Genomic DNA, 22,150 nt, shown 5'->3' on the forward strand with positions numbered 1-22,150 from the left:
CGCAGCTCAGTTGCCGGCTATGCCCAGGAGCTCGGCATCGAGCGCATGCAGGAAGTCTTCGGCGATGCGGTCGCTCATGCCGAGGTCGTGCGGGCCATAGCGTGCGGCAACGCGCATATCGACAAGGGTCATCTCCGCCTCTTCGCGCAGCCGGATCACAGCATCGAAGGGCAGGCCGAGCAGAAGCGTGCGGGTTGAAAGCTGCATCCGTGCGGTGCCTTCCGGCTCGCCGTCGGCCCGTGCCCGCTCGGCCTCCATCGCCAGGATCTCCGGCAGCGGGCGGGCCACCGGCAGCGGCCCGGTTTCCGGCAGGGCCTCACCCGGGATGATGTCCGGTTCTCCGGCAGGGTCCGTATCTGTGGGGCCGGCGCCCGTCTCAGCCCCGGTGGCCGCAACGCCATCGTCGGTCCCGGTCCGCAGCGAAAGGTCAGGCAGTCCATATTCCTCGCCGCGAGTGGCCGTCACCACAAGGCGACTGTCAGCGGCCACCTTGCGCACCGCCTCGTAAACGCGGTCGATTGCACCCTCGTAGCGGCGTCCGTTGAGGCCGGGATAGGCGCGGCCCTGAGCACCCGCCCCCTCGGCGGCCTTTACGGCACGCGGCAGAAAACGCTGGTCGGTGGCTGGGTCAGAAACCCAGGCCGGCGGGTCGGCTAGATCCGTCGAGACCTCGGTGAGTTGCGGCTTGGTCTGGTACAGATAGGCAGCATAGCCCGGCAGGGCGAGCGGCAGGGCCGCATAGACGACCGCCGAGACCGCAGCCAGTCCGCCCAGCGCCCCGATCTGCCAGAGCCGAACAAAGGCGACCAGGGCAAGCGGCAGGGCCAGGGCGGCCGGGATCGCGCAGAACAACACCAGAAGCACAAATTCCGGCGTTTTCAGCGGCCCGAACCGATGCAGGAGCAGAACGACGGTCAAAAGCCCCAGCGACAGCAAACCCAGCCGACGCGCAAGGAATGCGGATCGCGATACGGGGCGGTCATAGCGGATCATCATGCGGCATCACCGGAATCAGGAGGCAGGTCGGAAGCGTTTGTAACCGCTGGCGGGCGGGGCGTCGACAAGGCTGCACACCCCGCCAATCACGGCAGGGCAGGCGGTGTGATGGATGGCGCAAAGCTGGGCGCCTCGGGGCGGCTGTTGAAAAGCGGGTTCTCCCCCTCATTCGGCATGCTGGGCTCTTCAGGCAATGGCGGCTGATCGGCCTGAAGCGCTTCGTCGCTGAACAGGTCCGGCGCCACGATCAGGCCTTCCTCCATGGCCGGATCGAGCGGTGGAAAGGCAGGCGCATCCGGCTGGCTCCCGGTCGGCAAGGGTGGCGTTGGGGCATTGGGCGCAAGCGGCACATAAAGCGACACGGTCACGATGATGCCGATCACCACGAGCCACGAACCGATGATGCGGGCGGGAATGGTCAGCCACTCGCCCCGGAACGGCCGCAGCATCATGCCGGGCACGATCAGGATCCACAGGGCGCCAAGCACGGCGGAAAGCATGAAGTCCTTGATGCCGATGCCGAAATCGTCGAGCCCGATGAACAGCGACAGCGAGAAGCCGACGACAGCGGCCGCGAGCGGCGCGCCGTATCGGCGAAGGCGTTCCGGAAGCCAGAGAACGGCCCCCGAGAGCATCACCGCTGCTGGCGCAATCAGAAAGAGTTCGTGACCCAGCGGGCTTGCCAGAATGACGCTGAAGATTGGATCGAAGAAGGCGAGCATCGGCACAAGGGGCGCAAGAAAGCCGAGCGTGATCGCCTGCACCTGCCGTATCGTGCCGGCCATGCCGATGGCGATCGACAGACCGAGCATGGCAAGCACGAGATCATAGATCGACAGCGTGAACAGGTAGCCGAGTTCAAAAAAGGCAAAGTCGTGCTGAATGCTGAGCGAGGTGGCAACCATCGCCACGCCGGCGAGAAAGACGGCGAAGGCGACCTTGAAACCCGTCGTCCGCGCGCCTGCCTTCAGCCGTGCCACGGCGGCTCCGGACCTGCCACCAGCAGCGGGCAGGGGCTGGGAAGGGGCGTTCGCATGGCTTGCCGCGTGAGCCGCGGATGCTTGGGGCGTGGAGGGCCGGGGTTTGGCTTGGCCGCGCTGCTGCTTTTGCTTCTTCATCTCAACCGCCTGCGATCCCGTTCTCGCCAGAGCCTATTCCACAACAGGCCCGTTTTGTCACCGGGGATCGGACACAGGCCCGGACGCGACAAGACCCCGGCCGCAATGACCGGGGTCTTATTTCATCATATCAGAAGCATCGAATCAGGAGCGGAGTGCACTTTGCCTGTCAGGCGGCGCGGCGCTCGTGACGGCCTTCCTCGACCTCCTCGACGATCTTGGCCACGAAGGCATCGAGATCGCCGGGGTTGCGCGAAGTGACAATGCCCTGGTCGGTGACCACGGCTTCGTCGCGCCAGTCGGCGCCCGCATTGATGAGGTCGGTCCGGATGGAATCATAAGAGGTCACCTTGCGGCCCTTGACGGCACCAGCCTCGACCAGAAGCCAAGGCCCATGGCAGATCGCGGCGACGGGCTTACCGGAGTTCACGAAGGTTTTGACCAGGTCGACCGCCTTCTGCTCCTTGCGCAGGAGATCGGGATTGATCTGGCCGCCGGGAATGACCAGCGCGTCAAAATCATTGATCGACACCTCTTCGAGCGTCAGGTCGACGGCAACCGTGTCACCCCAGTTCTTCTCGTCCCAGCTCTTGATCGGCTCCTTCGTGAGGGAGGCGATGGACACCTTGGCGCCGCGGGCGGTGAGTTGGTCCAGCGGCACGCGCAGTTCCGAGCGCTCGTAACCATGGGTGGCAAGAATGAGGATGCGGGCGGATTGAATGGAAGGCATGGGATGTCCTTTCGTCTGTCATTTTGGCAAGGGATGAAAGGAAAACACCGAAACCGCCCCATCGTTCCCCGGAAAAACTGCAAACCACCCGACAAGAAGAGTTGCCGCCCGCCTTTCGCTTTGCTAATCAGGCCTCGCTTGCGGAGCGCAAACGCGCTTCGAAGCCCTGCTGGGGCGTCGCCAAGCGGTAAGGCATCGGTTTTTGGTACCGACATTCCCAGGTTCGAATCCTGGCGCCCCAGCCATCTTCCCAAAGTCGTTATTTTTCAATGGTTTGCGAGTTGATAAAATTCGTTACCGGAACAGTTTAGCGGCGCATGTTTCCGGTCAAATCAGGCGCAGGGCAAAGACCCAGCGGAACACGCTCTCTAGCGCGTTCCATTCGACCCCGTTTGAGACTGCATTCAGCGTGAAGATTCCGGCCGTGCGCGATCGGTTTGCTGCAGCTGCAACTGCCGAGCCCTGCCGCCTCCTAAATCTTTTTCGGGGTGAAACTCCTTGACCCTGGGGGCGTTGCTGCCTTCAGCGGAAATCGTCAAGGAGCCTCGCCATGGCAGACAATGCAACAAAGACCCTACGTGCGACCTTCGAAACGCGTGAGGCGGCGGATCTCGCCGTTGAACATCTGGTCCAGCAGCATGGGATTTCTCGTCCCGATATCTTCATCCAATCGACCTCGGATCAGAATACCACCGGGACCCGATCCTCAAGAGGAGATGTGGACCGCAGCGATGCACCGCACGAAGGCGAGATCGAGGTGTCGGTTGATATTGCGAGCAACCTTGTTCCAACTGTCCAGCGCAGTTTCGGCGAGGTTGGCGCCATTCGCGTATCTGGCGGGTGATACCCAGCGGCCACCGACCGTTTCTGTAGATTGCTTAGAGGTGCTGTAATGGCAGACAATCTCAAAACCTACCGCGCCAGACGCGACTTCAAAAAGACCAATGAGCCCAGTGGAGAGGTTGAGGTTAAATCTTCGAACCGTCGGCGTTTCGTCATCCAGAAACACGATGCGACACGGCTTCACTATGACCTGCGGCTTGAACTCAATGGTGTGTTCAAGTCCTGGGCAGTCACCAGGGGACCATCGCTTGATCCGCAGGACAAGCGCCTCGCGGTCGAGGTCGAGGATCATCCGCTGGACTATGGTGATTTCGAAGGCACGATTCCGAAAGGGCAATATGGTGGCGGAACCGTCATGCTCTGGGATCGAGGTTATTGGGAACCGGAAGGCAACAGGACGCCGGAGGAAGCGCTCGAAAAGGGCGACTTCAAATTCACGCTCGAGGGACAGTGCCTTCATGGGAGTTTCGTGCTGGTTAGAATGCGCAACGATCGTGAGGGTGGGAAACGCACCAACTGGCTTTTGATCAAGCACCAAGACGCGCATTCAGTGACCGAGGACGGCGCAGCGATCCTTGAAGACAATCTGACATCGGTTGCCTCAGGCCGGACCATGGAGGCCATCGCCTCTGGCAAGGGTCGTAAACCGAAGCCTTTCCTGTTGAATGCAGCCGCTGTTGAAGCTGATGCCGTCTGGGACAGCAGCGAAGGCCTGGCTGCCGACGAGCGCAAGGCGGGCATGAACCTGAAGCCACAGGGGAGGAAGACGAAAGCGAAAAAGAACGCGGCGAAGTCGACAATGCCGGCCTTTGTCGCACCGCAACTCTGCCAGTCGCTCGACCGCCCGCCATCTGGCGCCAATTGGGTCCACGAGATCAAGTTCGACGGCTACCGGATTCAGATGCGGGTGGAAGGCGGCAAGGTGACGCTTAAAACCCGCAAAGGTTTGGACTGGACGGAGAAGTGGCCGGCAATCGCGGCGTCGGCTTCAGTCCTTCCCGACTGTCTGATCGACGGCGAGATCTGTGCGCTCGATGAAAACGGCGCGCCCGATTTTGCAGCGCTGCAGGCCGCCCTTTCGGAAGGGAAAACCGACGACCTCGTCTTTTTTGGCTTCGACCTTCTCTTCAGCGGGGACGAAGACCTGCGAGCGCTTTCGTTGATCGAACGAAAGGAGCGTCTGCAAAGGCTGTTGACGGAAGCGGGCGAGGATCCACGTTTGCGGTTTGCCGAACACTTTGAGACCGGCGGTGATGCCGTGCTCAAATCCGCCTGTCGGTTGTCGCTTGAAGGCATCGTTTCCAAGAAATCTGACGCACCGTATCGATCGGGCCGCAGTGACAGCTGGGCGAAATCGAAGTGTCGGGCGGGCCATGAGGTCGTGATCGGTGCCTATGCCACGACCAATGGCAAATTCCGCTCCTTGCTGGTCGGGGTCAACCGCGGCAATCACTTCGTCTATGTCGGTCGCGTCGGCACAGGGTATGGCGCCAAGGTCGTGGCTCAGCTCCTGCCCAAGCTGCAGGAGCACGAGAGCTCGAAATCTCCATTCACCGGGATTGGTGCGCCGAAGACGTCCTCCGACATCACCTGGCTTAAACCGGAACTCGTTGCGGAAATTGAGTTTGCCGGATGGACGGGTGATGGACAGGTACGTCAGGCCGCCTTCAAGGGTTTGCGCGAGGATAAACCCGCAGACGAAGTCGAAGCCGAACGCCCGGTATCGCCGGAGGCAGAAGACGCCCCAAATCCCGCCCGACTGGTTGCAGTTAAGAAGGCACAGCGCAAGGGCGCGAAGTCCGAGGTGATGGGCGTAATGATCTCGAACCCCGACAAAGCGCTCTGGCCAGACGCGGGTGATGGCGAGCCTGTGACCAAGGAGGACCTAGCCCGGTATCACGAAGCGGTAGGTTCCTGGCTCATCGAGCACATTCGGGGCCGTCCCTGCTCGATCATTCGCGCCCCTGATGGCATCGGAGGGGAGCAGTTTTTTCAGCGCCACGCCATGCCGGGCGCCTCCAATCTTGTGGATCTCGTCAAAGTCTCGGGCGATAAGAAACCCTATCTGCAGCTGGATCGTGTCGAAGGTCTGATCGCCATAGCCCAGATCGGTGGTCTGGAGCTTCATCCCTGGAACTGCGCGCCTGGACAGCCCGATGTTCCCGGCCGGCTGGTCTTCGATCTTGATCCAGGCCCGGATGTTCCTTTCTCTGCGGTCGTGGACGCCGCGCGGGAAATGCGTGATCGCCTCGAGGAACTTGGACTGGTCAGCTTCTGCAAGACGACGGGCGGCAAGGGACTTCATGTTGTCTCGCCCCTGGCCGTGAACAAGAAGAAACCGCTCTCGTGGGACGAAACCAAAGGGTTTGCGCGAGATGTCTGCCAGCAAATGGCTGCGGAAGATCCCGATCGCTACCTGATCAAGATGACCAAGAGCCTGCGCAAAGGTCGGATTTTTCTCGACTATCTCCGCAATGATCGGATGGCGACTGCCGTGGCACCGCTTTCGCCGCGTGCGAGAGCTGGCGCGCCTGTTTCCATGCCGCTGACCTGGGCACAGGTTAAGACAGATCTTGATCCCAAGCGGTTCACCATCCGGACGGTTCCGGCACTCCTGTCCAAATCCCGAGCATGGCAGGACTATTGCGATGGAGAGCGCTCGCTGGACCAAGCGATAAAGCGGCGGGGAAAGTAAGTTTGGCCCACAGGAGGGCCAGACCACATTTATGACTTCGGGGATCTGGATTGCGCCTTCAGCGACTTCTTCAGCGCCTCCATGATGTTGATGACATTGCTGGGTTCCTGCGGGGTCTCCGCCGACGTGGCCTTCCGTCGTGCCGGCTTTTTCAACGCCTTTTTCTTGGATTTGATCAGCTGCAACAAATTGTCCTGGACCGGGTCCGAGACCATCTCGGGCGACCAGTCGCGTGTCTGCTGCTTGATCAGCTTTTGGATGAGCGGCATCAGCTCGTCATCCGCCTTCTCATCGCCGATCGCATCGAAGTAGCTCTTCTCATCGCGCACTTCGTCGCCAAAGCGCAGCGTCCAGAGCACAATGCCCTTGTCGCGAGGCTCAAGCATGATGGCCCGCTCTCGCCGGGATATCACGAGCCTCGAAATGCCCACCATATCCTGGGCCTTCATGGCGTCGCGAATGACGAGGAATGCTTCCTCACCCACGGCATCGTTGGGGGATAGATAATACGGCGTATCCAGCCAGATCCACTCGATACTATCGCGCGGCGTGAAAGTGGATATGTCGATGGTTTTCGTGCTTTCGAGCGCGACGTTTTCCAGCTCCTTGTCCTCGAGAATGACGTACTCGTCGTCGCCGCGCCGATATCCCTTCACCTCATCGTCAGCGGCCACCTCCTTGCCGGTGACAGTATCGACATATTGGTTGAGCACGCGATTTTTCGTCTGGCGGTTCAACGTGTGAAACCGGACCTTCTCGCCTTCGGATGTTGCCGGCATCATCTGCACCGAGCATGTGACCAGGGAGAGCTTCAGATAGCCTTTCCAATAGGGGCGAACCACCATGGATACTTCCCTCCCTTAACCCGCGCGCCGCGAGGGTGCTTTCGCACTCTTCGATTTGGACGCGCTCCTGCTCGGTTTGGCGCGAGTGGCGCTGCTGTTTGCATTTGCCGCTTTGCGCGTTGAGGTCTTGCTCTTCGACTTGACGCCGGCGCTTTCCCGCAGCGCCTGCAAGAGGTCAACGGCTTTGGCGGCCTTCACGTTTTTCTTCTTCGGCAGGGCGCGTCCTTCGATCTTGGCTTTCACGAGCTCGGCGACAGCCTCCTCATAGCGATCATCGAATGTGCTGGCGTCGAAGCTGCCTTTCTTGGTGCCGATGATGTGCTCGGCAAGTTCAAGCATTTCGCCCTCGATCTTGAGATCCGGCAGATCCTCGAAGGCTTCGGCCGCCGAGCGGACCTCATAGTCGAAATTGAGCGTGGATGCGATCAAGCCTTTGCCATGCGGGCGAATGAGCACCGTGCGTAGCCGCCTGAAAAGCACGGTTGTTGCGAGTGCTGCGACCTTCGCCTGTTTCATGCCATCACGCAGGGTGACGAACGCTTCCAGCCCCATCTTGTCCGGCGTCAGATAATAGGGTTTGTCGAAATAGGTTGTGTCGATCTGCGAGCAGGGAATGAAGCTGCCGATCCTGAGCGTCTTGTCGCTCTCGGGCACGATGGCTGCGACTTCCTCCGGCTCGAAGATGACATACCGGCCATCCTCAACCTCATAGCCTTTCACCTGATCGTCACGCTCGACCACCTCCCCGGTTTCACTATCGATAAACTCGCGGCTGACGCGGTTTCCGGTTTTGCGATTGAGCGTGTTGAACGCGATGCGCTCTGACGAAGAGGTGGCCGTATAGAGCGCCACGGGGCAAGACACTTCCCCGAACTTGATATAACCCTTCCAATTCGCTCTCGGGGATGCCATTGCGCCAACTCTCCTGACCAGAATTGCAGGTTCAACTGCGCATCAGCGAGATCGTTCCAGATGGTGACAGCGATTTGAGGGACCGGCCGCCCTGTCAACGTTAGCAGTATTGCCATTCGTCGAGACCGTCAGTGAAAAAAACTGGGCCGGTTGCACCTATTGATTGTCCGCGCCCATATCGTCTCCCTGTTGATGGAAGGCTTCCTGAAGCGCGAGCGATGAGCCGGCCATGCTGCCCAGGCATGAGAGAGCGCCTGTGAGTGCGGTTAGTTGCGGCGTTTATTCTATGATTGCCTGACCGCCTACCTCGGCTACTTTTCCACAACAGAGCCAAGGCAAACCGGTTCTCGGTGGTTTGCCAAGTCGACGCCGAGCCCATACAACCTCAAGCCGTCGACCCGCGGAGAGAGTGTTATGACGCAAAAAAATCATTCCTGTTACCATGGCTAGTGGCAAAGGCACGCGGGTCTGGCCCTTGTCGCGCTCTAGCGCGCTTGCAAGATCATGCTGGAGATGATCGAGGTGCAGACTGGGTCTTATCTCGGCGAAGATGATATCGTCCGAGTGTCCGACGACTTCGGACGCGGCTAGCTGCTGCTTCCAGAGAATGGAGGCATCGACCGGGCTGGTGGCGCCGTAGCGGATTGAATTCGAGGATCTTGAAATGCGCGTTCTTCATGTCTTCAAGACCTATCATCCGGATACATTCGGCGGTGTTGAGCGGACAATCCACGCAATCGCAAAGGGGGCATTGGCGCACGGTATCCAGTCCGATGTGCTGTCGCTCAGCCGCGATCCGGCTGCCAACACAGTCGAGTTCGACGGTCACATGGCGTACAAAGCGAAACTCGATCTTGAATTCGCCTCCACCGGCTTTTCGCGCGAGGCTTTTTCAATGTTCAAAAACCTGAGCGCAAAAGCCGATGTCGTGCACTACCACTTTCCCTGGCCGCTCATGGATCTGCTGCATCTCCTGCATCCGCCGGGAAAGCCGACCATCGTCACCTATCATTCCGACATCGTGAAGCAGAAGCTGCTGTTGCAGCTCTACAAGCCGTTGATGCATCGCTTCCTGTCGAGCGTGACGCGGATTGTTGCGACCTCGCCGAACTACCTGGAGAGCAGCGAGGTGCTGCAGCGATATCGCGACAAGACAGACGTCATCCCGATCGGCCTCGACGAGGTGGATTACCCCCGCGCACCGCAGGAGCTCAAGGATCACTGGAGGTCACGCTTTCCCAAGCCGTTCTTCCTGTTTGTTGGCGTGCTTCGCTATTACAAGGGCCTGCACACGCTGATTGAGGCCGCGAAGAACGTGGATGCCGACATCTTGATTGCGGGGGAGGGGCCCATGGAAGGGCAACTGAAGGCGCGAGCGACAGGTGCGGGCCTTACCAATGTGCATTTCCTCGGCGCCGTCAGTGACCTCGACAAGGCGGCATTGCTCGAGCTTTGTACAGCCTTTGTGTTTCCGTCTCATATGCGGTCGGAGGCCTACGGGCTGTCGCTGGTCGAGGCGGCGATGTTCGGCAAGCCGATGATCAGCTGCGAGATTGGGACGGGGACAAGCTTCGTCAATAAGCATGGCGAAACGGGAATTGTGGTGCCGCCTGAGGATGCGGGGGCGTTGGCGGGCGCGATGCTCGAGATGATGGGCCAGAACGTTGCGGGACGTTTTTCGCGAAATGCTGCCAGCCAATATTCGCAGAAACTACGATCAGCTCTGATGGTTCGATCCTACGCGAATGCGTATTTTGCATTGTGGAGAGCCAGAGCTGGTTCCTGATTTAGACCAGCTCGCTCCAGGCGTACTTGCGCATCGCTCCTCAAATTTGACGTCGGTCGGTACCAAGCAATGAACTTGGCACCTTCGTGAGCGTTGCATCCAGAAACCACCGAGGTGACGCAAACCACCAGTAACCGATGCGTTGAGGTCTTTGCGCTACTCAAACGTGTGCATAGGTCTCGTTCGTCCTTCCATTTATGACACAACCATGACAAAACATGATGTATCGCTAATGAAATTCTCAATTTTTGAGGGGTTTGCGAATGAAGATCATCACCGTTTTGATGTCGGGGGGGCTGCTTCTCATGGCTTCAACCGAAAGCGCATTTGCATACCTTGATCCTGGTACTGGAAGCATCGTTCTTCAGGCCCTCCTCGGAGGTGCCGCCGTCGCCCTTGCGACCGGTTCCCTGTACATCCAAAAAATAAAATCATTTCTCGGAATCCGCAAAGCTGCTGCCAAAAAGCGTGACGGCAGTCAGGATGGCTGACGTCTCATCGTCTGCAGGAATTCGCGTTCCAGGGTCATTTCGAGACCCTGCTGGATACGTGTTTGAACGAGATGGAGGCGTCTTTCGTGCGGTAACCGCACATGGCGCTTCAAATTATGAGGCAGCCAGAGACGCCGGAATATTTTCAGAGCTTTCTGCACGAGGATGGCTGACTCCGATCTGCGATGAACTCGCGGGAGCAGATTGCGCCGCCTATATTCTGAAGGTCGATCGCATTCCATGGATCACTTATCCATATGAGTGGTCGTTTGAATTGTTGCGCTCAGCAGCACTTTTTCATCTGGATCTGCATCTTGAGCTCCTTGAGCGAGGGTTCACCTTGTCAGATGCAACCGCGTACAACGTGCAGTTTATCGGTTCGAAACCTGTTTTCATCGACCATTTGTCGATCCGTCCTTACCGCGATGGCGAGTTCTGGAATGGGCACCGACAGTTCTGTGAGCAATTCCTCAATCCGCTGCTGCTGCGAGCTTACCTAGGTCGTCCCCACAATGCTTGGTATAGGGGATCCATGGAGGGTGTAGCCGTTGCAGACATGGCGGCCATCATCCCAACTCGCCGCAAATTTTCATGGAACGTCTTCACGAATGTGGTTCTTCAAAACCGTTTCCAGGCTGGTACCAGCGGAGACGCTGTCAAGATCTCAGTCACGGGCAAGAGCCTACCGAAGCATGCGTTCGCAGCGATGCTGCGGCAATTGAGGAGCTGGATCAACTCTCTTAGCCCCGGTGATAAGGCTAAAACGGTCTGGGCTGATTACTCGCTCACCAACACGTACAGTGACTCCGAGAGAGATGCGAAGCATCGGTTTGTTGCTGAATATGTAACAGAGGCGAAGCCGAGAACCGTTGTGGATCTCGGTTGTAATACTGGCGAATATTCTGAGCGGGCATTGGCGGCGGGCGCTGAAGCGGTCATTGGCTTCGACTACGATGTCCAGGCGCTCGACCGTGCCTATGGGAGAGCCATCAACAAGGGGTTGGCCCTGTTACCCTTGTTTCTCGACGCACGAAACCCTTCGCCAAATCAAGGATGGTTGGGAACAGAGCGCACCGGTTTTGGAGAGCGAGTTAAGGCTGATGGTCTTCTCGCGCTGGCGTTTGAGCACCATCTGGCGATTGCCCACAACGTGCCGCTTGATCAACTGGTCAGTTGGTTGGTCTCTTTGGCGCCAACCGGGATCATCGAATTCGTCCCGAAGACCGATACCACTGTCCAGAAGATGCTCGCCCTCAGGGATGACATCTTCTTCAACTATGAAACCAGTGAGTTCGAGCGACAATTGGCAACCGTAGCCGAGATAGTTCGTTCACAGGTCGTGTCGCAGTCGGGCAGGATCTTGTTTCAATACAGACGCAGGTTTTAACGATGCGGCTTGACACGAACCGATCCTGATCCGTCCAAAGGTCAAATCCTCCGGGATCGTCGGGTGACGGCGACCCTGTTTGAAAGCATGTGGCGGGCTCGGATCAAGACGAATGTCCTGATCAGAAATTAACGCGAGAATCGAACAATCCCTGCGTCGCGGAGACATGCAATGCTTTTGGCAATTTCAGCAATCGTTTTGATCGTCTCAGTAATTTTTATATATTCCCCGGCCTCTGTATATTTCGGTAGCGATGAAATTGATTTTCCTCTCTCCTTGTTGGATTACATTGCCCCTCTTTTGGCTGTTTCTCTAATAATCACGTGCGTTGTTGCGTTGTTTTCGTTGTTTTTGCCAGCGCGGGGGCGAAAATGGCTAGCATATATTTTATCGCTGGCGGCGATTATGGCCTGCGCTGAAGTTTTCGTTTTAATGCCCGATTTCGGTACGTTTACTGGCGCTCAGGTAAATTTGGCAATATCTCCAGCGCGTTATGCCTTCGAGGTCTGCGCTTTTGTCATCGCTGCCGTCGTGTTGCGAAATTGGGTGAAAGCACCCAAGGTTGGTTCTCTGTTCTTTCTTCTCATCGCGGGCGTGATTGCCATCCCGGCATTGTGGTCCGCCGCTATGGAGACAAAGCTCACACCGCAAGTGGCAGACGAAAATGCGCTGTTCGATATGGGCGAAGCGAACCTCATCGTGGTGCTCCTGGATGGCTTCCCTTCAGATGTGTTCGAAGAAATCATAGAGGCGAATGGCGATTGGATGCGTCACTTGTCCGGTTTTACTTACTATCCAGATATGGTCGGTGTTTCGCGAACCACGTTCCTCGCCCTTCCATCAATCCATAGCGGGAGAGTGTATTCGCCCGGGACGGCGGTTCAACCTTTCTTTAGAGAGGCTATCGAACAACATTCTTTCATGAGTGAGCTCGCTAGCGCGGGATATTCATCGCTTCTGGTGAACCCGATTAACGGCGCTTGCCCGAGACGGACGATGTGTCTTGGAGGAGGCATGATCCTGAATGACCATACGCTTATGAGAAAGACGGGGATCGCGCGCCTGCTTGGATTGTCTTTCTTTAAAGCCGCGCCTCTACTGCTGAAGGAATTCGCCTATGATGAGGGCCGATGGCTTTTCCCCCGATATGTCGCTGATGCGCGGTTGAGCGATCACAATGTCGAAGGTCGGGCGTTGCTCAAGCTGTTTGCGGACAATCTCAATCCGAATGGTGGCCAGCCAACGGCGAGGTTCCTGCATATTTTCTCACCGCATCTGCCCGTGGTTTTCGGCGAGGAGTGTGGCTATTCCACAGAACCACTTGCTGTGACGAGAGAGGCCTTTGTTACACAAGCTGAATGTGCTCTCAGTGCATTTGGTGCCTTGATTACGGCTTTGAAGCAGCAGCAGCTGTATGACAAGACTGCGATTATTTTGTTGTCCGATCATGGGCAGGATCTCCCAAACAGGAAAGCTGACGGCGATGGTGGTTGGGTAAAACTATCCGGTTCAGCGAATTCTCTACTGGTGGTCAAGCCCATTGGCGCTCAGGGCGAAATGCAGTTCTCATCCGAGAGGCGCTGGCTTCCTGAGGTTCCATCCATAGTTTGCGCCATTACGCGTGCATGCCAGCCGTCCTTGGCAACCGCTGGCGAAAAACGTTTGTACAACTACTATGAGTGGACGAACGATTACTGGCAGACCGAATACCTGCCTGTCACCCAGTATCGTCTCTCTGGAGCGCCTTGGAAAGCAGAATCCTGGGAGGTTGTCACGGGGCAATGAAGTACATCAACGAGCGGATCTGCCTGCTTCTAGTGCCTGAACGGCCGGCTGCAGGTGGAGGGAGGGCCTCGCTTGGCATGTGGTCCATCCATGGCTTATCATTTGGGCAGACAAGCGAGAGCTTGTGCCATGCCAGCAGTTCGTTTCAGGCGAAATCAGTCGCCGGCTGAAACTACTTACTTAAACAGAGACGTCGGTCCCTTGGACAGGAGGGTATTGACCTGCCGCACAGCAGTGGCGTCAGGGCATTTCAGCCACTGGCCATTGCAGCGCTGGCGCAGCCAGGATCGAACGGCAAAGGAAGGGCCGAGAGGCAAACGCGCTGCAGCCATGATGCTGTCGGCAAGGAAGCCAATTTCGATCTCGTCATTCAGGCGTTTGTAGTCCGGTTCGAAATTGATCCCGTTTATCCGATAATAGGTCATGGTGTTTGTCTCTTTGGCGTCCTTAGGCCGAAAATTCAGCTCCGGTTTCTCGCTGAAGTACCCGGCTGTAATCAGCGGATGATGATCTCCAAACCCAACCACCAAGAATTTTTTGTTCGGGAATTTCGTTTTCAATTCCCCTTCAAACCACTTGAGATCGTCTCGAGCTATTCGTTGGCGCCGTGCAAATTCGGCTCCATCATCACCTGCCATGATTTCATTTGCCCGAATGTCGGGATGCATGGGCTGCCTGTATGGATAGTGCGTCGCTGTGGTCCAGACAAAGTAAAACGCGGGACGACCATTGGGCTCGATACCCCGCTCCTCGATCTCGGCGATGACGCGTTCAAAATACGCCCGATCGCGGGGGCGATTGTTTTCAATGATCTTGAGGCCCAGTTTCTTGGGATCGTTGATGACCTCGAAGCCTAACGTTTTGTAGAATCTGCCTGTGTTCATAAAGGTTGGTGGGCTGGGATAGTTCGCAATTGTTGTATACCCCAGTTCCTGCAGACGCGCTGGCAGGGTATTCTTGAATTTGCCTTCACGAATGATACCGAGAAATTCGTATGTAGGCCCCAGATAAGAAGCGTTCAGACCGAGCAGGAAGCCGTACTCGGAGATCCAGGTGCGCCCTCCGAAGGTCTCGACATGGAGCCTTCGCCTTACTCCATCGCCCGATGCAAAGAAGTCTGACGGAACCTGATACCTCTCGCCATCGAAATAGATGCCGGGGTCGACAGACGACTCGTGGAGGATCGCAATTATGTCAGGATATTCGTCTTCCTGTGCGGTGGAGGGCTGTGGCAAGTCGCTCAGCTTGAGGGGCGGGGCGGTCGCGAGGTCCGGTTGGGGGGCCATGATCTCCATCGGGCGAGCGATGGCTTCCGAGAAGGCCACTGCTGAGATGAAGAGTGTTGAAAAGTGCCGCTGGTCATAAGCTGAGCGAAAAAAGATGTCTGCTTTGACTTGGGGCGTGACCGCCGTCCACCCGATTATCACCAAGCATACGCCGAGAGATATGGCGGGGATCGAGAGTCCCCTCCGAACATGGTTCCCATCTAGTTGAAACACGACATAGGCGGCGAGTGGCACGAGAAATGCGGTAGCGCCAAGCAATAGCGCAAGTCCAAAATAGTGATCTATAAAGAAAGAAACTTCCGAGTAATCCCGAAGATAGTAGTAAAGATCCTGGTAGGATAGTCGTACCCCGAGGTAGGAGAGCTTTGTTCTCGATATTGCCAGCAGTGTTCCGAACGTAAGGATGACGATTGCGGTCGAGAAAATGATTCGACGTGTTATGAAGATCAATAAACCTAGGTATATTAAAGATATTCCGCCGGACATTGTCGTGAGAAGGGCGCTCTCCTTGTTGAAAAAAGTTCCGTCGGCAAGCCTAGGGTCAAGCGTCACTTCACCTAGAAGCACTGTGATGTAAATCAGAAATAGACACAGGATGATCGTCCGATAGATGTTGCTTTGGCTCGACATCTTGCAGATCCCCTCATTCCTCTTGCCCGTGTGCGCTCCGTCGCGCTTGCTTCTTTGGGTAGTGGGTACGCCCGGCATTTGTAAATACACGCAAGTTGGATTTTCAGTGTAGGCCTTATCGATGCGGCGTTTAAACGAGCATCTGGCATCAAGGATTTGGCTTCTAGAGCGATTCCACCGCAACGACTGAATAATTCTGACAACCCAGCTTTCTCTTTAACGTTTCCGCTAAAGGCGCATTCATCTCAGTGAATGGAGGTGGGGTCAGTACGCAGCGATGCCAGCCTGTTGGTCAGGCTTCTAAATTGTTGCAGGATGGCTTCACGCTGCGGAGCAAAACCCACACATGTCGGTGGCAAAACCAATGGATATCTAGGGTAGGAATTTCCGTCGCATGGACTAGAACGCATCGCGAGCTTTCGGGCTCGGCTCGACTAGGACGAAGCGATGACAGACTACAAATGATTCGGTAGGCGGATTGAAATCGACATGGCGCCTTCTTCATTGATTGGCGTCATTTCTCGGAAGGAAGGTCGATGGGCAACTTTTCGTGACGCTGCCAGTGCGCTCGGGCCATTGCTGGACGATCCTAGCGCAGTCAGCTAGAGCCTAGTTCAGTTCGAACAATTTTGGGTGCTGCCGATTCTATGAGTTCATTCGTTCTCAATCGATGACGATGGCAGTATTCTGACGGAGATATGGCATGAGTGTCGCGCCAAAAGTCGCATTGATCACGGGAATTACGGGCCAAGATGGGTCCTATCTCGCCGAGCTTCTGCTTGCCAAGGGATACGTTGTCCACGGGATCAAGCGCCGAACCTCGCTTTTTAACACCGACCGTATCGATCATCTGTATCAGGATCCGCACGAGAATGACCGGCGGCTTGTGTTGCACTACGGCGACATGACGGATTCCTCGAGTCTAATTCGCATTATCCAGCAGGTTCAGCCTGATGAGATATACAACCTTGCAGCACAGTCGCATGTCGCGGTGTCGTTCGAGGAGCCTGAGTATACGGCAAATTCCGATGCACTTGGCGCCCTTCGCATTTTGGAAGCGATCCGGATCCTGGGGCTAGAGCGGAAATCAAGATTCTATCAGGCTAGCACCTCTGAACTCTACGGCTTGGTGCAGGAGATCCCGCAGCGAGAAACGACACCTTTCTATCCGCGTTCGCCCTATGCTGTGGCGAAGCTCTATGCCTATTGGATCACTGTCAACTACCGTGAAGCCTATGGCATCTATGCTTGCAACGGCATCCTTTTCAACCACGAGAGCCCGGTTCGCGGTGAGACTTTCGTGACGCGGAAAATCACAAGAGCCCTGGCGCGCGTCAAACTCGGTCTCCAGGATTGCCTGTATCTCGGCAATATGGACGCTATGCGCGACTGGGGGCATGCCAAAGACTATGTGGAAATGCAGTGGCTGATGCTGCAACAGGAGAGACCTGAAGATTTCGTAATCGCCACTGGCGTGCAATATAGTGTCCGCGACTTCGTGAATGCCGCCGCTGCCGAGATCGACATGAAGATCGAGTGGAAGGGTTCTGGGGTCGAAGAGAAGGGGTTTGACGACAAGGGTCGCTGTATCGTTTCGGTCGATCCGCGCTATTTTCGGCCGACGGAAGTCGAAACGCTTCTTGGTGATCCATCCAAGGCCAAAGAGAAGCTGGGATGGACACCCAGGATCACCTTCCAGGAGCTTGTGGCTGAGATGATGCGCGAAGATATGAAGGCTGCCGAGCGCGATGAATTGGTCAAGCGCCACGGTTTCTCCGCTTACGATTATCACGAGTAGGTCATGGACAGAGACGCAAAGATTTATGTTGCCGGGCACAGAGGCATGGTCGGTTCGGCAATTGTTCGCCGACTATCCAGTCTCGGCTACTCCAATATTGTCACGCGGACACATGCCGAACTTGACCTTGTCGATCAGAGGGACGTCACGCATTTCTTAGGTGAAGAGAAGCCGGAATATATATTCATGGCGGCAGCCAAGGTTGGTGGGATCCATGCCAACAATACCCTGAGAGCCGACTTCCTCTATCGTAACCTGATGATTGAGGCAAACATAGTGCATGCGGCCTGGCAGTCAGGTGTAACCCGAATGTTGTTTCTCGGTTCTAGCTGCATCTATCCGCGAGACTGTCCGCAGCCGATCAAAGAGGAGTATCTGCTAACGGGGCCGCTGGAGCAGACCAACGAGCCTTACGCAATCGCCAAGATCGCCGGGGTGAAGCTCTGCGAGAGCTACAATCGCCAGTATGGTACGCAATATGTTTCGGCGATGCCGACGAATCTCTACGGCCCCAATGATAATTATGATCTTAGCAACAGCCACGTTCTACCCGCACTGATCCGTAAGGCGCACGAGGCGAAGCTTAGGGGCGATCAGGAACTGGTTGTTTGGGGATCCGGCAAGCCCATGCGAGAGTTCCTTTATGTTGACGACATGGCCGACGCTTGCGTCTTTCTGATGGAGAAGGGCGTCAGCGATGGCCTGTTCAATATCGGGACCGGCGAGGATGTGACGATCCGAGAACTCGCCGAGACGGTCATGGATGTCGTCGGTTTTGAGGGCCGGATCTCGTATGACAGCACAAAGCCAGATGGAACGCCTCGTAAGCTCCTCAATGTGGACCGGATGAATGATCTCGGATGGTCTGCCACCACCCAATTGCGTGACGGGATCGCCAAGGCTTATGCAGATTTCCAGTCTAACCTAAGCGAAACTTGAAATGGCGGATCAGCCGCTGGTTACGGTCGCTGTTCCGTCCTTCAACCAAGGGCGATTTCTCGACGAGGCGCTGACGTCCATATTTTCGCAGGATATCCCTGTGGAAGTCTATCTGATGGATGGCGGCTCCACGGATGGCTCACTTGACGTCATTCGCCGGTGGGAGTCCAAACTAAGCGGTTGGAGAAGCCATGCGGACGATGGTCAGGCTTCTGCTATCAATGAGGGCATAGGTCGAGGTAGCGCTCCATATGTGTGCTGGCTCAACAGCGACGACCTATTTCTGCCGGGCGGGCTGTCACGCCTTCTGAGGGCGCTTAAGGACGAACCTACTGCGCCCGTGGCATACGGCCGCGCATTGAATGTTGCAGAACGAACGGGGGCGAGATCGCCTGTCTGGACCGAACCGTTTTCCGAGCACCGGCTGGCGCTGCGATGCATCGTATCTCAGCCTGCCACGTTGATACGCCGTTCTGCCTGGGAGGGCGTGGGCGGCCTGGATGCAAGGCTTCATATGGTGATGGACTATGATCTCTGGTGGCGACTCTATCGAAGCAAAGGAGCGTTTCACTATGTTGATGATTTCGTCGCCGTTAATCGCGAGCATGAGCAGACGAAAACCAGCAGTTTGCGGCGCCGACACTATGATGAGGCCATCAGTACTGTTCGCAAGCACTACGGGCGAGTGCCCCTTAAATGGTGGCTCGCCCAGCCGTATGCTGTTTGGTACAAGGCCCTGTTGAACCGTATAGCAAACAGGCGAGGCTGAGCAGGTAGGTGCCTCACCATTCCTTGGCCGAGGCTCTGTCGCCTTGGAAATGTCCCTGACCTGCAAAGTCCTGAGGCTTGCCGAGTTGCGGTTTGCCAAACCAGATGTGGAGTTCCCAATTTTGTCGATCTCGCACCTGCAGCGACTGGAAGCCGAATCCATTCACGTATTCCGTGAGGTGGCGGCGTGCTGTGCCAAGCCGGTGATGCTTTATTCGATTGGGAAGGACTCGTCGGTGATGCTTCACCTGGCACGTAAGGCATTCTTCCCCGCACCTCCTCCATTTCCGCTTCTGCATGTCGATACGACTTGGAAATTTCGCGAGATGATCGCCTTTCGCGACCGGACCGTCGAGGAGCTCGGCTTGGATCTGATCGTTCATATCAATCAGGACGGTATTGACGAAGGAATTGATCCCTTCTTGCATGGATCAAGCCACCATACCCACGTCATGAAGACACTTGGTCTTCGTCAGGCTCTGGAACGGTACGGATTTGATGCCGCATTCGGCGGGGCGCGACGTGATGAAGAAAAGTCCCGGGCTAAGGAGCGCATATTCTCTTTCCGAAACGACCAGCATGTTTGGGATCCCAAGAGGCAGCGCCCTGAAATGTGGAAGACCTACAACACGCGCGTCAACCCCGGGGAATCCATACGGGTGTTTCCGCTTTCCAATTGGACCGAACTGGACATCTGGCAATACATCGAGCGGGAAAAGATACCGATCGTTCCTTTGTATTTCGCTCGTGAACGGCCGATCGTCCGGCGTGACGGGATGTTGATCATGGTGGATGATGACCGCATGAAGCTGCGTCCAGGCGAGAGCGTGGAGACGGTGAAGGTGCGATTCCGCACCCTCGGCTGTTATCCGCTCACCGGTGCGATACCATCCGATGCGACTTCCCTTGAGGACATCGTGGTGGAAATGCTCACTGCGACAACTTCGGAGCGCCAGGGCCGCCTTATCGATCGAGACGAAGAGGGGGCCATGGAGCTCAAGAAGAAGGAGGGGTACTTCTGATGCATCAGGCCTCCGATAGAGGTAGCACGGTCCCCGACCATCTGTGTCGGCGGGAAGCTAAGTCACTTTTGCGAGTCCTTACTTGTGGGTCTGTTGATGATGGTAAGTCCACTTTGATTGGACGCCTCCTCTATGACTGCAAGCAGATTTTCGAGGACCAGCTTGCAACCCTCCAAACGGATAGTGCGCGCCATGGCACTGCTGGCGAAGATCTTGACTTCGCCCTTCTGGTTGATGGGCTGCAGGCCGAGCGCGAGCAAGGCATCACTATTGATGTCGCCTATCGGTTTTTCGCGACCGAACGGCGGAAATTTATCGTGGCCGATACACCGGGTCACGAGGAATATACGCGTAACATGGCAACGGGCGCCTCAACTGCCGATCTTGCGATCGTCCTGGTGGATGCCAGACACGGCATTTTGCAGCAGACCCGCCGCCATAGTTTCATCGTTTCGCTGTTGGGGGTGCGCCATGTCCTGCTCGCGGTGAACAAAATGGACCTGGTCGGCTTCGAGCGATCGCGGTTCGATTCCATCGCTGCCGATTATCGGAGTTTTGTCGAAAGCCTGGGTTTCGAAACAGTCACCGCCATTCCGTTGTCAGCCCGCTTTGGAGATAATGTGATTGCTGCATCACCGCATACGCCTTGGTATGTGGGCCCGCCGCTGCTAACTTATCTCGAAGAGGTGATAACCGATCGCCAGGCGCCAGAAAGGCAGCCGTTTCGGTTTCCGGTACAGTCCGTGACACGGCCGGACCTCGATTTTCGTGGTTTCAATGGAGAAGTTGCCTCAGGCAGCATTCGAGTTGGCGATCCGGTCGTCGTGGCAAAGTCCGGACGCGCCTCGACGGTGAGCGAGATCGTCACAATGGACGGGTCCCTGGAGGTCGCTCTGGCAGGGCAACCAGTTACTTTGGTCCTTTCAGACCAGCTTGATATCTCGCGTGGAGATATGTTGTCGTCACCAGATGAGCGACCGCAACTGGCCGATCAGATCCAAGCGCATGTAGTCTGGTTCGACGAGAAGCCGATGGTTCCTGGTCGCAGTTATGTCTTGCGAACCGAGTGTGATCAGGTGTCGGCAAGTGTCAGCAGTCTGAGGCACCGCATCGATGTCAATACGCTAAGCCATGCCTCAGCGCGGTCACTCGCAATGAATGAGGTTGGCGTCTGCAATATCTCTCTTCAAGCGACCATTGCCTTCGACGCCTACCGTGAAAACCGTACCACGGGAAACTTTATCCTGATCGATCGCTTCACCAATGCCACGCTGGGTGCGGGCATGATCGATTTTGCGCTGCGGCGTTCTGATAACATCAAGTGGCAGGCGTTTGATATCACCAAGGCTTTCCGGGCTGCGCAGAAACGGCAGATCCCCAAGGTGCTCTGGTTCACCGGTCTGTCGGGTTCCGGCAAATCCACGATTGCCAATCGTCTGGAGCAATTGTTGCATGCCGAGGGCCTTCACACCATGCTGCTCGACGGCGACAATGTTCGTCATGGTCTAAACCGCGACCTCGGTTTCACCGACGCCGACCGTGTAGAAAACATCCGCCGCATAGCCGAAGTCTCCAAGTTGATGACGGAAGCCGGGCTTATTGTGATTGTGTCCTTCATCTCCCCTTTCCGCTCGGAACGGCAAATGGCCAGGGACATGATGGAAAAGGGGGAGTTCATCGAGATCTTCGTGGATACTCCCCTGGAGGAATGCATACGCCGCGATCCCAAGGGGCTCTACAAGCGGGCTCTTGCCGGCGAGATACGTAATTTCACCGGCATTGACTCCGTTTATGAATCACCGGAGAAGCCAGAAATTCATCTTGAAACTCAGCATTCGGAGCCAGTCGATCTGGCTGCAAGGGTATGGGATTATTTGGCAGCCCATTCGTCCGAGGTTCAGTCATGAAGATTGTCCAATCGACCGCTGAGCCCTGTTTGAATTCAATCGGATTGGCTTCAACGCAAGAGCAATTCGCGCAGAAGTGCGGACCGGCTTTGCCTCTGCAATTGCGTGGAAACAGAGACCTGGTGCCATGCCGCGTCTCCGTGGTAGCCGGAGACACGTCAGAGGCCAATTACAGGCCTGCGCCACAACATAGCGCATTCAGATTTGGCGTG

17 protein-coding genes, 1 tRNA gene and 1 pseudogene are annotated in these 22,150 nt (G+C 56.5%); 13 read left to right on the forward strand and 6 right to left on the reverse strand.

The window, feature by feature from the left end; translation table 11 throughout:
- Nucleotides 1–6: 6 nt before the first annotated feature.
- The 3 genes from IP76_RS02845 to IP76_RS02855 all read right to left on the reverse strand — a co-directional run bounded on the left by IP76_RS02845 (nucleotide 7) and on the right by IP76_RS02855 (nucleotide 2,844).
- Entirely contained in the window at nucleotides 7–996 is a 990-nt protein-coding gene (locus IP76_RS02845; protein ID WP_054156662.1) for a DUF1499 domain-containing protein, read from the reverse strand.
- A gap of 86 nt (nucleotides 997–1,082) precedes the next feature.
- Nucleotides 1,083–1,976 carry a hypothetical protein gene (locus IP76_RS02850; RefSeq protein WP_197278299.1) on the reverse strand — a complete coding sequence of 298 codons (894 nt, stop codon included), beginning with the start codon at nucleotides 1,974–1,976 and terminating at the stop codon, nucleotides 1,083–1,085.
- A 307-nt stretch (nucleotides 1,977–2,283) separates the two neighbouring features.
- On the reverse strand, nucleotides 2,284–2,844 hold the full coding sequence (locus tag IP76_RS02855; RefSeq protein WP_054156664.1) for a type 1 glutamine amidotransferase domain-containing protein: 561 nt from the start codon (nucleotides 2,842–2,844) through the stop codon (nucleotides 2,284–2,286).
- 170 nt (nucleotides 2,845–3,014) lie between these two features.
- On the opposite strand from IP76_RS02855, the gene IP76_RS02860 reads away from it, so the two are divergent.
- From IP76_RS02860 to ligD, 3 genes are all read left to right on the forward strand, one after another.
- A tRNA-Gln gene (locus IP76_RS02860) sits at nucleotides 3,015–3,089 on the forward strand.
- Between the two features lie 305 nt (nucleotides 3,090–3,394).
- Nucleotides 3,395–3,688 carry a hypothetical protein gene (locus IP76_RS02865; protein WP_054156665.1) on the forward strand — a complete coding sequence of 98 codons (294 nt, stop codon included), beginning with the start codon at nucleotides 3,395–3,397 and terminating at the stop codon, nucleotides 3,686–3,688.
- 48 nt (nucleotides 3,689–3,736) lie between these two features.
- On the forward strand, nucleotides 3,737–6,382 hold the full coding sequence (gene ligD, locus IP76_RS02870) for a DNA ligase D (RefSeq protein ID WP_054156666.1): 2,646 nt from the start codon (nucleotides 3,737–3,739) through the stop codon (nucleotides 6,380–6,382).
- Between the two features lie 29 nt (nucleotides 6,383–6,411).
- Here ligD and IP76_RS02875 read toward each other — a convergent pair whose 3' ends face one another.
- Both IP76_RS02875 and IP76_RS02880 read right to left on the reverse strand, forming a co-directional pair.
- Nucleotides 6,412–7,227, reverse strand: a complete 816-nt coding sequence (locus IP76_RS02875; protein ID WP_054156667.1) for a Ku protein — start codon at nucleotides 7,225–7,227, stop codon at nucleotides 6,412–6,414.
- Between the two features lie 15 nt (nucleotides 7,228–7,242).
- Nucleotides 7,243–8,139: a Ku protein gene (locus IP76_RS02880; RefSeq protein ID WP_054156668.1), complete on the reverse strand. Its 897-nt coding sequence runs from the start codon at nucleotides 8,137–8,139 to the stop codon at nucleotides 7,243–7,245.
- 498 nt (nucleotides 8,140–8,637) lie between these two features.
- Between IP76_RS02880 and IP76_RS22685 the strand changes: the two are divergent.
- The 5 genes and pseudogenes from IP76_RS22685 to IP76_RS02900 all read left to right on the forward strand — a co-directional run.
- Nucleotides 8,638–8,730: pseudogene (locus IP76_RS22685) on the forward strand (hypothetical protein); the annotation flags it as partial.
- Nucleotides 8,731–8,803: 73 nt separating this feature from the next.
- Nucleotides 8,804–9,925 carry a glycosyltransferase family 4 protein gene (locus IP76_RS02885; RefSeq protein WP_054156669.1) on the forward strand — a complete coding sequence of 374 codons (1,122 nt, stop codon included), beginning with the start codon at nucleotides 8,804–8,806 and terminating at the stop codon, nucleotides 9,923–9,925.
- 263 nt (nucleotides 9,926–10,188) lie between these two features.
- Entirely contained in the window at nucleotides 10,189–10,416 is a 228-nt protein-coding gene (locus tag IP76_RS02890) for a hypothetical protein (protein WP_054156670.1), read from the forward strand.
- Nucleotides 10,417–10,474: 58 nt separating this feature from the next.
- A complete protein-coding gene (locus IP76_RS02895) occupies nucleotides 10,475–11,803 on the forward strand; it encodes a class I SAM-dependent methyltransferase (protein ID WP_245281368.1) in 1,329 nt (442 codons plus the stop codon).
- A gap of 171 nt (nucleotides 11,804–11,974) precedes the next feature.
- Nucleotides 11,975–13,588, forward strand: coding sequence for a sulfatase-like hydrolase/transferase (locus IP76_RS02900; protein WP_054156672.1), 1,614 nt, complete (start codon nucleotides 11,975–11,977; stop codon nucleotides 13,586–13,588).
- A 176-nt stretch (nucleotides 13,589–13,764) separates the two neighbouring features.
- Here the strand turns inward: IP76_RS02900 and IP76_RS02905 are convergent, their stop codons facing one another.
- Entirely contained in the window at nucleotides 13,765–15,504 is a 1,740-nt protein-coding gene (locus IP76_RS02905; protein ID WP_156318453.1) for a sulfatase-like hydrolase/transferase, read from the reverse strand.
- 703 nt (nucleotides 15,505–16,207) lie between these two features.
- On the opposite strand from IP76_RS02905, the gene gmd reads away from it, so the two are divergent.
- The 5 genes from gmd to cysN all read left to right on the forward strand — a co-directional run bounded on the left by gmd (nucleotide 16,208) and on the right by cysN (nucleotide 21,938).
- Nucleotides 16,208–17,302 carry a GDP-mannose 4,6-dehydratase gene (gene gmd, locus IP76_RS02910; protein WP_054156674.1) on the forward strand — a complete coding sequence of 365 codons (1,095 nt, stop codon included), beginning with the start codon at nucleotides 16,208–16,210 and terminating at the stop codon, nucleotides 17,300–17,302.
- Nucleotides 17,303–17,305: 3 nt separating this feature from the next.
- Nucleotides 17,306–18,241, forward strand: a complete 936-nt coding sequence (locus IP76_RS02915) for a GDP-L-fucose synthase (protein ID WP_054156675.1) — start codon at nucleotides 17,306–17,308, stop codon at nucleotides 18,239–18,241.
- 1 nt (nucleotide 18,242) lies between these two features.
- Nucleotides 18,243–19,010 carry a glycosyltransferase family 2 protein gene (locus tag IP76_RS02920; RefSeq protein WP_054156676.1) on the forward strand — a complete coding sequence of 256 codons (768 nt, stop codon included), beginning with the start codon at nucleotides 18,243–18,245 and terminating at the stop codon, nucleotides 19,008–19,010.
- Nucleotides 19,011–19,128: 118 nt separating this feature from the next.
- The gene (gene cysD, locus IP76_RS02925) at nucleotides 19,129–20,031 is read left to right on the forward strand and encodes a sulfate adenylyltransferase subunit CysD (RefSeq protein WP_054156812.1); all 903 of its coding nucleotides are present in this window, start codon (nucleotides 19,129–19,131) and stop codon (nucleotides 20,029–20,031) included.
- Nucleotides 20,031–21,938, forward strand: a complete 1,908-nt coding sequence (gene cysN / locus IP76_RS02930) for a sulfate adenylyltransferase subunit CysN (protein ID WP_054156677.1) — start codon at nucleotides 20,031–20,033, stop codon at nucleotides 21,936–21,938. The genes cysD and cysN overlap by 1 nt, the downstream gene beginning before the upstream one ends.
- Nucleotides 21,939–22,150: the final 212 nt, after the last annotated feature.

The organism is Rhizobium sp. AAP43, assembly GCF_001296045.1.
GTDB lineage: Bacteria > Pseudomonadota > Alphaproteobacteria > Rhizobiales > Rhizobiaceae > Allorhizobium.